The sequence below is a fragment of the Sporosarcina sp. JAI121 genome (genome assembly GCF_013408665.1).
Taxonomy (GTDB): domain Bacteria; phylum Bacillota; class Bacilli; order Bacillales_A; family Planococcaceae; genus Sporosarcina.
Genome location: NZ_JACCCL010000003.1, coordinates 58,457 through 70,887 on the forward strand (window position 1 = coordinate 58,457; position 12,431 = coordinate 70,887).

The following is a 12,431-nucleotide window of genomic DNA, read 5'->3' on the forward strand; positions in this document are numbered from 1 at the left end:
ACATATTATTTGCCGAAAAATAAGCAAAGAATGCAATGTACAACGTGCTAGAGTGCCCGAAATTACATTTTCGGGCACTTACAAACTTTATAGAAAGTCATCTAATCTATCCTTTTCTTTCAAAGTGACTGCATTTTTCACTTGAATATTGTAGGAACGCGGGAGGCATCCCCGAGCGCCGAAGCGGATTCAGTGGAATTCCCTCTTTCAACCTATATAGAAGAACATATGAAACTCCTATTTGCGGTGACGCCGTCATTCAAATGCAGTTATTTCTTCCCGCGGTAAATCCAGGCAGTTATCGCGAAGGCGATTGCTTTCGCACATTGTATCCGATACGTTTTTTTCATTAATAACAATGCCTCTTCCCGGTTTGTCATAAATCCGCATTCTAGTAAAACCGCGGGCATCCGGGTATCACGTAGGACAGCGTAATCCGCCTTCTTCACTCCGCGGTCAGTTCGGTTACAAGCTGAAACAAGGGAGTTTTGAATTAGGGCGGCGAGTGCATATGATTCTTTACTAGCCGTAGGATATATGAATGTTTCAATTCCATTGGCATTATTCCAATCGCCGCCGAATGCGTTTGCGTGGATGGATACAAATGCGTCCACTTTCATATTGTTGGCAAGTTTTGTCCGCGCTGCAAGTGGTACATCCTCTTGTTCTTTATGTGCGAAAATAACTGTAACTCCTTCTTCGATCAGGTATTGCTTAACAAGGTCGGCAACTGCACTGTTAAAGCTGAACTCACGCAGCGCTCCGTCTGGCGAACGTTTACCTGCGGTGTCCGGACCATGGCCGGCATCAATCATTATTTTGGTCAAATTTATCTCCTCCTTGCCCTTTATATAGTTTGAAAGAGTTGAGAAGTGGACAGTTTCGGTATGAGAAAAGTTTGTGGGTGGATAAATGAAAAATCTACAACGCCATTGATTTCCGTTCCGATTGGACGCTTTCCGCGGGCACGACCTCAGCGGCTTCCCTCTCTACCCTCAGTCTAGGGTCTTCGGCTTTTCCTGCAGATCCTGCTGTAGACGCCAATGTGCACTCCAATCAATTGGAATGCACAAGAAATCCAGTTTTTAATTGAAAATAATTATCCGTTTTATTTGTTTAATCACCATATATACAAGGAGTCACTGTTGATTGGAGAGGAAGGCGCCGACTCCTGTGGGATTAGCGGGACAGGTGAGACCCCGCAGTGGAGCGTAGCGACCGAGGAGGCTCACCGCCCGCCCCACGGAAAGCGTGCGCCTGGAGCGCAAATCAACATGATATAGCTATCATCATGAAACAAACAATTGTATGTACAAGTGAAAACTTAAAATAGGTTAGAAAAGTATCCTCTAACCTAAAATAGTACCCACAAAAACTCGACTCAATCACAGTTTCGGCACTAAATCATTTCATTTGAAAATAGGCGTGGTAAAATGAGGCATAGATGTTGGAATAGAGGAAGAGGGAGGCGCATCAAATGGCTTATGTAACAGTAAAAGATGTACAGGAAAAGTTTTTTCTTGAACTGAGCGCGGGCGGTAGAGGGATTGAGCGACAAATACATACAAGTGACATATCAAGACCGGGTCTGGAAATGGCCGGCTATTTCAATTACTATTTGGCGGACCGTGTACAACTGCTAGGTAAGACGGAATTGTCATTTTTTGCAAACCTGAACAAGGAAGAACGAACGGATCGAATGAAAAGACTTTGTTCGAAAAATACGCCAGCCATTATTGTAGCGCATGATATGGACGTGCCGATCGAATTAAAAGAGACGGCTGAAAATAGGGGGCTTACTGTATTCAGCACGGATATCCCGACTACACGATTTTCGGGTATGCTGACCAATTATCTCAGCGGCAGGCTTGCACCGATGACGGCAGTACACGGCGTACTTGTCGATGTTTATGGAATCGGAATACTGATCACGGGCAAGAGTGGCGTTGGGAAAAGTGAAACAGCGCTCGAACTTGTGAAAAGAGGCCACCGTCTCGTGGCGGATGACCTCGTTGAAATTAGACAGGTCGCTAAAAACGTGTTGATCGGGAACGCGCCGAAACTACTTGAACATATGCTTGAAATCCGTGGCGTCGGGATTGTCGACATGATGACTTTGTTCGGGGCGAGTGCTGTAAAGAGTGATAAACGAATATTGATCGTCATCGATCTTGAACTATGGGATCCGGATAAGATATATGATCGGCTTGGCATCGATGAAGAAAAGATGAAGATCGTCGATTCGGAACTGACAAAGCTCACCGTGCCAGTGCGTCCTGGCCGTAACTTATCTGTTATTATCGAAGTTGCAGCGATGGATTACCGTATGAAAAAGCTAGGCATCAATGCCGCGGAAGAATTTTCGAAAAAACTTGATGCGGAAATTTCTGGAAATCCAAATTAACTTATTGATGGAGAAAGGAAAGGTTGAGACATGTTGGAGTTATTGGCGATAAACCCGATTGCATTTTCACTTGGTCCATTCGAAGTCAGATGGTATGGAATCCTGATTGCATTTGGGATCATTCTCGCATTCTTTGTTGTTCAAAAAGAAATGGTGAAGCGCGGGATGCATCCCGATTTTTTAACGGATCTGCTCATTTGGGCTGTTCCTATTGCGATAATTAGTGCAAGAATCTATTATGTTATTTTCTCGTGGGATTATTATAAAAATCATCCGGGTCAGATCATACAAATTTGGGAGGGTGGCATCGCCATCCATGGTGCTTTGATCGGCGCCTTCATAACAACGTATGTTTACACGAAACGCCGTGGCGTTTCATTCTGGAAAGTAGTTGATATCGCGGCGGTCGGGCTTTTGATCGGTCAAATTATCGGCCGCTGGGGAAATTTCATGAATCAGGAAGCACACGGAGGACCGGTGTCGGAAAAATTCCTTGAAACGACAATCATTCCTGACTGGATCATGAATCAGATGACGATTGAAGGTGTAACCTATCATCCAACATTCCTCTATGAATCAATGTGGAACATCGTTGGACTAATCATTATTATCCTGTTGCGCAAAGTGAATTTGAAGCGCGGGGAAATGTTTCTCTTTTACCTTGTATGGTATTCAGCAGGACGTTTCTTCATCGAAGGGATGAGAACAGATAGCTTGTATGTCATCGGTGAACTTCGGGCGGCGCAGCTTGTATCGGTTATTACAATCGTCGTTGCACTAGCGGTTTTCATCGTCAGGAGATTTGTACAGAAAGTCGATGTGAACTATAAAGATAACTAAAGGGGTCGGGGGAATGGGGACGATTCAAAATGGATTGAAGGCGGGACTTCGGACGACGTGGACACTAGGGAAAATAATTTTTCCGATAACAATACTCGTTGTCATTTTGCAGCATACACCTGTGCTGCCGTGGCTGATCAAACTTGTTGCGCCGTTTATGGGGATATTCGGCCTGAGCGGTGAAGCTGCAATCCCGTTGGTACTTGGAAATGCACTGAATTTATATGCCGCGATAGCAGGTGTCTTATCGCTTGAAATGACTGTGAAAGAAGTATTTATCATTGCAGTCATGCTGTCGTTTTCACATAATATTTTCATTGAAACAGGCGTCGCACTGAAAGTCGGCGTTAAGTTGTGGATTGTTCTTGTCGTACGTTTCGGACTCGCGGCCATGTCGGGTATTATTATTAACTTGACGTGGAAAGGTGGAGGGGAGACGGCGCAATATGGCATGGCTCCGAAAGTTACAGATATACCGGACGGCTGGCTGGAAATCGGGTTGTTGGGTGTACAGAAGGCTTCATTCGGAGTGCTGCAGCTTGCCTTGATCGTCATTCCTCTGATGATTTTTGTCCAGTTTCTGAAGGACCGAAATTATTTGCAGAAGTTTTCGGAAAAACTGGCACCCTTCACGAAAGTGATCGGTGTGCAACCGAATGCATCGACAACACTTGTTTCCGGTCTTGTCATCGGACTTGCTTATGGTGCCGGCGTGATGATCCAGGCGGTGCAGGAAGACGGTGTGAGTAAAAAGGATGCAACGCTGTCCTTCATATTCCTCGTAGCCTGTCACGCAGTCATTGAAGATACTTTACTATTTATCCCGTTAGGCATCCCTATTCTGCCTTTGCTGATTATCCGGGTCGTCACAGCGTTCGTGTTGACGATCATTGTTGCGTATGTTTGGAGACGGGCTGAACAAAAGAAAGAGAAGGGAGTTCCAATTTCAGATGGCTAAACCAATTACTGCATTATTATTCGATTTTGATGGAACACTACTTGATACGAATGAATTGATCATCCAGACATTCCAGTACGTCCTGAATACTCACTACCCGGGAAAATATGAGCGAATCGATATCCTTCCATTCCTTGGACCGACACTACATGAAACATTCGATTCGGTTGATCCTGAAAAAACGGAGGAGCTCATCGAAGAGTATCGGGCGTGGAATAAATCAATGCATGATGAACTTTCAAGTGAATTTGACGGGGTTTCTGAGACTTTGAGATTGTTGAAGACGGCAGGCATGAAAATGGCGATCGTCTCTACAAAGAGAAAAGACATGGTAATGAGAGGTCTCGGACTTCTTGATGCGGAAGGCGTATTTGACGTTATCATCGGTATGGATGATGTATCGAAAACCAAACCGGATCCGGAACCGATTTTATTGGCGCTTGATCTTTTAGGGGTCAATGCGGATGAAGCCCTTATGATAGGGGACAATTATCATGATATCGTAGGCGGCCAAAACGCGGGCGTCCGCACGGCGGGAGTTGCATGGTCTGCTAAAGGGGAAGCTTTTTTACAGACATTCAATCCGGACTACATGTTGCAGCATATTTCTGATCTGCTGCAATTGGTCAATCGTGTGGAACAGTGAGACGTACTGAACGCCATCCCGCGCAAGGTGGGGCAAATTCGCTCTGGCATATTTACAAAACGGTCCCTTTTTTAAAAGTGGCAAAAAACTTTGCTGTTATCCAACTATCCAGATACACACCTTTCATCCCGATGAAAAACTTTCTGTTCCGGACTTTTTTGAAAATGGAAGTCGGTCAGAAAACATCTTTTGCCCTAATGGTAATGCCCGATGTCATGTTCCCCGAGCGGATAAAAGTAGGCGACAATTCAATCATCGGGTTCAATACGACGATTCTTGCGCATGAATATTTGATAGACGAATATCGAATTGGAGATGTCGTCATCGGAAAAAATGTGTTGATCGGCGCGAATACGACAATTCTTCCCGGCATAGAAATCGGTGACGGAGCCATTGTTTCAGCAGCTTCCCTCGTTAATCGCGATATCCCGCCTGGCGTATTTGCCGGCGGAAATCCTGTTAGAATCATCTTTACGCAAGAACAGATGAAAGAGCGGCAACAAAACTCCATTTTGGAGGGAAATAGTTGAAAACTGCTAGCATCCACATTACTTATGGTATAATAGGGAACAATACGGGAAGGAACGTACTTTGCGTTCCTTCTTATTTTTTCGGGGGAATATGATTGGATAAACTAAGTAAGAATCATGATAAAAATGTCATTTCGTTCAATCCGGACGGTGAATTTTATTATAATAAAGCACTTCAGGCGATGAAGCGTGATCGTTTTGAAGACGCACAAAGGTATTTGAAACGGGCAACAGAACTCAGCCCTGATAATCCAAGAATCCTTATGGAATATGGTGTACTTGTCATGGAAGAGGGACGTTTTGAAGAAGCGCATGAACTTCTTATGACAGCGAATTCACTCGATCCGTCAGAAGTTGAAATTATATTTTATTTGGCGGAAGTACATGCACATCTTGGTATGTTGCGTGATGCGAAAATGTATGCAGAAAAATATGTACTGCTAAGTCCGGATGGTCCTTTTGCTGATGATTCGATGGAAATCATTGATTTTGCAGAGCAGGAAGAATCGTTCAATGATGATGAAATGCCGGATGGGGAAGTGTATTTTCTCCAAGAAAAAGCACGCCGACTTATGGAGTCGGGTGATTTCAAAGCGGCGGTGGAATTACTTGAATCCATCATTGTCGATTATCCTGAATTTTGGGCGGCTTATAATAACTTGGCGCTCGCCTATTTTTACATCGGGCAGAACGGACGGGCTAGCGAGCTACTGCATGATGTATTAGACCGCAATAAAGGGAATATCCATGCCCTTTGCAATCTTGCGGTATTTTATTATTACGAGAAGAAGGAAGAAGAATTGGAATCCTTGCTTGCATTGCTCGTAAAAATCAAACCGTATCAAATTGAAAACCGTTATAAACTTGGCGCGACTTTCGCGCTTATCGGCAGACATAAGGAAGCCTATAACTGGTTGAGAAGTCTTCAGAAACGAGGGTTCGACGGAGATACGGGCTACTATTTCTGGCTTTCCCATTCCGCCTATTTTTCCGGACACGAGAAAGTGGCACGTGATGCATATGAGACACTAATCGAACTGGATCCGACGAAAGTCGGGTATGAGCCTTGGAAAGATGTCCAAGATAGCATCAAATCCGATTCACTTGAACAGGATCGGGAATTCCTGCTGAGCAAAATTACGAACACGTACAGAAGTGAACGGATGTTCGGCTTTTATCTACTAGGTAAGTCAGGTCATAAGCAGGAAATCATCTCACATCCTTCCTACATTGAAATTGAGAAATTAAGTACTTATGAACGTCTATTTCTGGCAAGTGGTCTCGATTATGAATTCATGCCGGAAACAAATTTTGATAAGTCTTTTATGCGGGCGCTTGAAACGACGGATTTGCTCTATAACAAATATTGTCCGTTGGATAAGCAAGCGACACATCTGTTTCAAATGTGGTTTACCATGTGCGAAACCGCACTTAGCCGTGACTATCCATTCCGAAATCCGGCGGCCCTTGCAGCTGCGGCTGACTACATGTTCCAGTCATCCCGTTACCCGGGCGTGACTAAAACTGCGATTGCCAAGGAGTTTGGGATAGGAGTGCCCACATTGACGAAGTATGTGGGAGAGTTGATTGAATATCTGCCGCAGTTCGATGCTTGAGGTTTAGACTTCGGGCTTGGCATCTTTCGCTTTTTCAAAAGATAAGAAGGTATAAGTTTTTGAACCTGGAGCAATGTCTAGCTCCAGCGCCTCTACCAAGGCGCTTGCGCTTTTCTTATAGGCAAAAAGGTTGAATGGAACTGGGGAATCTTATACGCTTTATTGTGTAAATGTTGTGGAGGAGGAAGTTCACATGACAACTGAAAAAATTTATGATGTCATAATTATTGGTGCCGGTCCTGCAGGGATGACGGCTGCTGTCTATACATCCCGTGGTAATCTTTCAACGCTGATGCTTGAGCGGGGGATTCCCGGTGGTCAAATGGCGAATACAGAAGAGATTGAAAACTATCCTGGATTTGAACATATATTAGGTCCGGATCTCTCTACAAAAATGTTCGATCACGCCAAAAAGTTTGGTGCAGAATATGCTTATGGTGACGTCACTGACGTCATTGACGGCGAAAGTTATAAGACAATTGTCGTCGGAGACAAACAATATAAAGCACGTGCGATCATTATTACGACAGGTGCTGAATACAAGAAGATGGGGATTCCGGGGGAAGCTGAACTTACTGGCCGCGGCGTCAGCTATTGTGCGGTTTGTGACGGTGCATTCTTCCGCAAGAAAGAACTTGTCGTTGTGGGCGGCGGCGACTCTGCCGTAGAAGAAGGAGCCTATTTAACACGTTTTGCGGATAAAGTGACGATTGTTCATCGCCGCGATGAATTGCGTGCACAAAAAATCCTTCAAGATCGTGCATTTGCAAACGACAAAATTGAATTCATCTGGAATTCATCCGTCAAAGAAGTAAATGCTGAAAACGGGAAAGTCGGTTCTGTGACACTTGTTTCAACTGTCGACGGTTCAGAAAGAGTATTTGAAACGAACGGTATGTTTGTCTACATTGGAATGGACCCGTTAACAGCTCCATTCGCCAAACTTGGTATTCTTGACGAGAACGGCTATGTCAAAACGAATGAAATCATGGAAACATCCGTGCCTGGTATTTATGCCGCAGGAGATGTGCGTGAGAAATTGTTGCGTCAAGTCGTGACGGCTACAGGAGACGGCAGTATTGCCGCACAGGCCGTACAGAAATACGTCGAGGAATTAATGGAGAAATTAAGCCAGAAAGCCTAATTGATTTTAATGTTACTTTAACGACATTGTAACAGGGATGCAACATCATTCTGTTATAGTTAACGTATCAATTGACCCCCCTTTTGATATAGCAAGCTTAAATAGGCAGTCTGCCGGTATATTCCGGCGGCCTGCCTTCTTTTTTTTGTCGTTTTACACTGATACGATGTATAATAGTAGTATGCGTTCAAGAAAAGTGGGGATGGTTACATGCAAAGAATTGTAAATTTACTTGTCGTTAAAGACAATCATGTTCTATTGTTAAAAAAACCTCGCCGTGGGTGGTATGTAGCTCCTGGGGGAAAGATGGATCCCGGTGAATCGATTTATGAAACGGCAGTCAGGGAGTTCACGGAGGAAACGGGTGCAAAGCCTGTTAAACCACAGTTAAAAGGAATTTATACGATGGTGATCACGGATGAATCTGGAGAAAGTGTAAAAGACGAGTGGATGCTACACACATTCACTGCCTTTGACTTGGACGGGACACCGTTTGAAACGACGATCGAGGGAGTGCTGGAATGGCATCCCGTCGAAAGCCTTCAAACACTTCCCATGGCGGAAGGGGACCGGACGAACTTGTTGTTTGCAGTTTCTGAGCTCGGTATCCAGTATGGAACGTTCTTTTACACCGAGGAATTTAAGCTGTTGAGAGAAGTAATCCAGAAATCTGTGGAAGGTGATGGGCAATGACGGAAATCGGGACGCCAAATAGTGATATTGAAATAGTGATCATTACAGGGATGTCTGGTGCGGGCAAGACGGTTGCGGTACAGAGCTTCGAAGATCTCGGGTTCTATTGCATCGATAATTTGCCGCCGGAACTGTTAGTCATGTTTTTGGATTTGATGATGAAATCGGGGAATCAGATGAAGCGGATAGCTGCTGTAATGGATACACGTGGAGGCGACCTGTTCGATTCGCTGATCGGTGCACTCGACAATCTATTGCAGATGAAAGGTGTTTCATCACGAATTCTGTTTCTTGATGCGGACGACGAGACGCTCGTTCGACGCTATAAGGAATCCAGACGGTCACATCCACTGTCCGCAGGCCGCCTGCCGTTAGCCGGCATAAAAAAAGAACGGCAACTACTGACTGAGATGAAAGGCCGTGCGCGTTCAATATTCAACACGTCAGGTTTAAAGCCAAGACAACTGCGTGAAAAAATAATGAACGAATTCTCCTCCAAGGACGATTTAGGCTTTACGTTAAACTTTCTCTCATTCGGGTTTAAACACGGAATGCCGATAGACGCAGACGTCGTATTTGATGTACGTTTCCTTCCGAACCCTTTTTATATCGACGATTTAAAACCGAAAACTGGACTCGAGAAAGAAGTATATGACTATGTACTGAAATGGAACGATACACAGGTACTCATTGAAAAATTAACGGATTTGTTCACGTTCCTGATTCCGCAATATAAAAATGAAGGAAAATCCCAAGTTGTCATTGCGTTCGGTTGTACCGGCGGCCAACACCGTTCTGTAACACTCGCCGAATTTTTCGGATCTCGATTCAAAGACGAGTACCGGACGTTCATCACCCATAGGGATATTGAAAAAAGAAAGGATTGACGCTATGCCGACATCGGAGAATATGAAAAAAGTCGTCGTTCTCGGTGGCGGAACCGGTTTGTCCACGTTACTACGGGGACTGAAGAGGTATTCTGTCGATTTGACTGCGATTGTAACCGTGGCCGATGACGGCGGCAGTTCGGGCAGGCTTCTCGATGAATATGACATTCCGCCCCCGGGAGATATCCGTAAAGTGATGGCAGCGCTTTCAGATGTTGAACCGCTAATTGAGGAGATGTTCGAATATCGCTTTTCAACGTCAGAGGATTTAAAAGGTCATTCACTGGGGAATCTGATGTTAGCGGCGATGACGGATATTACAGGCGATTTTGCCCGTGCTGTCGAGCAGATGAGCCGTGTACTGAACATCAAAGGGAAAGTTTTACCGGCCGCAAACCAGCGCATCACATTGCACGCGGAACTTGAAGACGGTACAATCGTGACAGGTGAATCGAAAATTCCTGTTTACGGACGTAAAATCCGGAAAGTTTATCTATCACCGCAAGAAGTCGAGCCTTTACCTGAAACGATTGAGGCGATCAATTCCGCTGATCTCATCATTATTGGTCCAGGCAGTTTATATACAAGCATCTTACCGGCACTACTCGTCCAATCAATTCGTAAAGCAGTACTATCATGCAAAGCGAAAAAGGTATATATTAGCAACTTGACGACGCAAGCGGGCGAAACATACCGCTATACGGCTTCGGAGCATGTGCAGGCATTATATGATCATGCCGGTCAACCATTCATCGATACCGTTTTGGTGAACGGAACAGAATTCCCCGAATTGCATAAAGGGGAAAAATTGACGGGGCCGCCTTGGCCGGTCGAAAATGATCTCGAAACGCTGCAAAAACTAGTACCGCAAATCGTAGTGAAAGACATTGGTTTGTTTTACAAAGGCAACATGATACATGACTCCGGAAAAGTGGCTAAATGGCTAATTGATTATATGCACAATGGGATAAAAACGGAACAGACGTGATCGTCGCCGAGAAAGGGGAAGAATCATGTCTTTTGCTTCAGAAACAAAGAAAGAAATGACACAGATAGAAGTGGAAGATTGTTGTATCAAAGCGGAAGTAGCAGCATTCATCAGGATGAATGGGGCGCTATCTTTCTCCAACAAGAAGTTGAGTCTTGACGTGCAAACGGAAAATGCGGCGATTGCCAGACGACTTTACTCAAACTTGAAACGGTTGTATCCATACAAAGTGGAGCTTCTTGTACGAAAAAAAATGCGCCTGAAGAAAAACAACGTATACATTTGCAGAATCCGGGGTGGCGCAAAAGCTCTACTCGAAGATCTGCTGATCCTGACGGGGACATTTCAATTTAAAAATGAGATTTCTAAGGAATTGGTCAAAACGAGATGTTGCCAACGCGCGTATTTGCGCGGGGCTTTTCTAGCCGGAGGTTCAGTGAACAACCCGGAAACATCTTCCTACCACCTTGAAATATTTTCGATATATAAAGAACATAGTGAGGCCCTCGTAGATCTGATGAATAAATATCATTTGAATGCAAAGTCGATTGAGCGGAAAAAAGGATATATCGCTTATCTGAAGGAAGCTGAGAAAATCTCGGATTTCATGAGTATTGTCGGTGCGCATAGATCGCTGATGAAATTTGAAGATGTGCGGATTATTCGCGATATGCGAAATAGCGTAAACCGGCTTGTAAATTGTGAAACAGCGAATTTGAATAAAACAATTGGGGCTGCACAGCGCCAAGTTGAGAATATAAAGTTCATTGAAAGAACAATCGGCCTCGCCGAATTGCCGGAAAGATTGCAAGAAATTGCAAGACTCCGGGTGGAAAACCAAGATATTACATTGAAGGAACTTGGTGAACTGGTGTCAGGCGGAACAGTTAGTAAATCCGGCGTGAACCATCGCCTACGAAAAATTGAAGAAATTGCGGAAAATCTCCGCAACGGAGGAGTCGGCAGCCGGTGAATCCGCTGTTGAACCATGAAAGGGGCTGGTACTGTTATGGCAGAACGAACAGTTGAAGTGAAAATGAAAACAGGATTGCAAGCACGGCAGGCAGCATTATTTGTCCAGGAGGCTAATCGTTTTATATCCGATCTTTTTCTAAAGAAGGATGATCGCCAAGTAAATGCGAAAAGTATTATGGGAATCATGAGTCTAGCCATCGCACGCGGCACGACCGTTACATTGATCGCAGAAGGAATTGACGAGGAACAGGCTCTCGAGTCACTCACAACTCTCGTCGGAACTGAAAATTAAGTGCAGTTTCACCGTTACCCCTGTCAAACGACAAGAGGTAACGGTTTTTTATATGGAAATGCTAGCCATAGGGAACCGTCCTGAAGTCATGGCAACCCGACAAAACCGTCACCTCACCTAAAATCTCGACAACAAAAAATATCCGCACGCTTAGTACTAAGCATGCGGATATTTTTACAGTACAAACCTTATACTGGGATATGCCCTCGGCGGGAGTCGAACCCACATTTCAAGCTTCGGAGGCTTGCGTGCTATCCATTGCACCACGAGGACGTTGAAGTACGATCTGCTTTCGCTACAGACAAGACTTAGTATACTAGCCCAGCTTCACAATTGCAATACTTTTTTTAAAAGCGTTATATTTGACCATCGTTGACCATACTATGTATGATAAAGTTACAGTTGAAACGAAATCATGTTTCAATAGACTTACAACTCTATCCAGTTTGAAGGAGGAA

13 protein-coding genes and 1 tRNA gene are annotated in these 12,431 nt (G+C 44.5%); 12 read left to right on the top strand and 2 right to left on the bottom strand.

Features of this window, described 5'->3' with window-relative positions; genetic code table 11:
* Positions 1-269 precede the first annotated feature (269 nt).
* Complete coding sequence (locus tag HDC33_RS14100; RefSeq protein WP_255457439.1) at positions 270-827, bottom strand: N-acetylmuramoyl-L-alanine amidase; 558 nt, start codon at positions 825-827, stop codon at positions 270-272.
* 650 nt (positions 828-1,477) lie between these two features.
* Here HDC33_RS14100 and hprK point away from each other — a divergent pair.
* From hprK to HDC33_RS14160, 12 genes are all read left to right on the top strand, one after another.
* The gene (hprK, locus tag HDC33_RS14105; RefSeq protein ID WP_179393207.1) at positions 1,478-2,404 is read left to right on the top strand and encodes an HPr(Ser) kinase/phosphatase; all 927 of its coding nucleotides are present in this window, start codon (positions 1,478-1,480) and stop codon (positions 2,402-2,404) included.
* A gap of 30 nt (positions 2,405-2,434) precedes the next feature.
* A complete protein-coding gene (gene lgt / locus HDC33_RS14110) occupies positions 2,435-3,244 on the top strand; it encodes a prolipoprotein diacylglyceryl transferase (protein WP_179393208.1) in 810 nt (269 codons plus the stop codon).
* Positions 3,245-3,257: 13 nt separating this feature from the next.
* Entirely contained in the window at positions 3,258-4,202 is a 945-nt protein-coding gene (locus HDC33_RS14115; protein WP_179393209.1) for a nucleoside recognition domain-containing protein, read from the top strand.
* Entirely contained in the window at positions 4,195-4,848 is a 654-nt protein-coding gene (gene ppaX, locus HDC33_RS14120; protein WP_179393210.1) for a pyrophosphatase PpaX, read from the top strand. Before HDC33_RS14115 ends, ppaX begins: the two co-directional genes overlap by 8 nt.
* Entirely contained in the window at positions 4,845-5,378 is a 534-nt protein-coding gene (locus HDC33_RS14125) for an acyltransferase (protein WP_179393211.1), read from the top strand. Before ppaX ends, HDC33_RS14125 begins: the two co-directional genes overlap by 4 nt.
* Before the next feature lie 95 nt (positions 5,379-5,473).
* On the top strand, positions 5,474-6,994 hold the full coding sequence (locus HDC33_RS14130; RefSeq protein WP_255457441.1) for a tetratricopeptide repeat protein: 1,521 nt from the start codon (positions 5,474-5,476) through the stop codon (positions 6,992-6,994).
* 193 nt (positions 6,995-7,187) lie between these two features.
* A complete protein-coding gene (gene trxB / locus HDC33_RS14135; protein ID WP_179393212.1) occupies positions 7,188-8,138 on the top strand; it encodes a thioredoxin-disulfide reductase in 951 nt (316 codons plus the stop codon).
* 210 nt (positions 8,139-8,348) lie between these two features.
* Positions 8,349-8,831 carry an NUDIX hydrolase gene (locus HDC33_RS14140; RefSeq protein ID WP_179393213.1) on the top strand — a complete coding sequence of 161 codons (483 nt, stop codon included), beginning with the start codon at positions 8,349-8,351 and terminating at the stop codon, positions 8,829-8,831.
* Complete coding sequence (rapZ, locus tag HDC33_RS14145; protein WP_179393214.1) at positions 8,828-9,718, top strand: RNase adapter RapZ; 891 nt, start codon at positions 8,828-8,830, stop codon at positions 9,716-9,718. Before HDC33_RS14140 ends, rapZ begins: the two co-directional genes overlap by 4 nt.
* Before the next feature lie 4 nt (positions 9,719-9,722).
* Positions 9,723-10,706 carry a gluconeogenesis factor YvcK family protein gene (locus HDC33_RS14150; RefSeq protein WP_179393215.1) on the top strand — a complete coding sequence of 328 codons (984 nt, stop codon included), beginning with the start codon at positions 9,723-9,725 and terminating at the stop codon, positions 10,704-10,706.
* A gap of 25 nt (positions 10,707-10,731) precedes the next feature.
* The gene (gene whiA, locus HDC33_RS14155; protein WP_179393216.1) at positions 10,732-11,679 is read left to right on the top strand and encodes a DNA-binding protein WhiA; all 948 of its coding nucleotides are present in this window, start codon (positions 10,732-10,734) and stop codon (positions 11,677-11,679) included.
* A gap of 36 nt (positions 11,680-11,715) precedes the next feature.
* The gene (locus tag HDC33_RS14160; RefSeq protein ID WP_179393217.1) at positions 11,716-11,973 is read left to right on the top strand and encodes an HPr family phosphocarrier protein; all 258 of its coding nucleotides are present in this window, start codon (positions 11,716-11,718) and stop codon (positions 11,971-11,973) included.
* 201 nt (positions 11,974-12,174) lie between these two features.
* On the opposite strand, the gene HDC33_RS14165 is transcribed toward HDC33_RS14160, so the two are convergent.
* Positions 12,175-12,246, bottom strand: a tRNA-Arg gene (locus HDC33_RS14165).
* Between the last annotated feature and the right edge of the window lie 185 nt (positions 12,247-12,431).

What these genes read in the sequence shown, in the direction of transcription:
- hprK (WP_179393207.1), top strand. Translation starts at nt 1,478, where the DNA reads ATGGCTTATGTAACAGTAAAAGATGTACAGGAAAAGTTTTTTCTTGAA.
- lgt (WP_179393208.1), top strand. Translation starts at nt 2,435, where the DNA reads ATGTTGGAGTTATTGGCGATAAACCCGATTGCATTTTCACTTGGTCCA.
- HDC33_RS14115 (WP_179393209.1), top strand. Translation starts at nt 3,258, where the DNA reads ATGGGGACGATTCAAAATGGATTGAAGGCGGGACTTCGGACGACGTGG.
- ppaX (WP_179393210.1), top strand. Translation starts at nt 4,195, where the DNA reads ATGGCTAAACCAATTACTGCATTATTATTCGATTTTGATGGAACACTA.
- trxB (WP_179393212.1), top strand. Translation starts at nt 7,188, where the DNA reads ATGACAACTGAAAAAATTTATGATGTCATAATTATTGGTGCCGGTCCT.
- HDC33_RS14140 (WP_179393213.1), top strand. Translation starts at nt 8,349, where the DNA reads ATGCAAAGAATTGTAAATTTACTTGTCGTTAAAGACAATCATGTTCTA.
- rapZ (WP_179393214.1), top strand. Translation starts at nt 8,828, where the DNA reads ATGACGGAAATCGGGACGCCAAATAGTGATATTGAAATAGTGATCATT.
- HDC33_RS14150 (WP_179393215.1), top strand. Translation starts at nt 9,723, where the DNA reads ATGCCGACATCGGAGAATATGAAAAAAGTCGTCGTTCTCGGTGGCGGA.
- whiA (WP_179393216.1), top strand. Translation starts at nt 10,732, where the DNA reads ATGTCTTTTGCTTCAGAAACAAAGAAAGAAATGACACAGATAGAAGTG.
- HDC33_RS14160 (WP_179393217.1), top strand. Translation starts at nt 11,716, where the DNA reads ATGGCAGAACGAACAGTTGAAGTGAAAATGAAAACAGGATTGCAAGCA.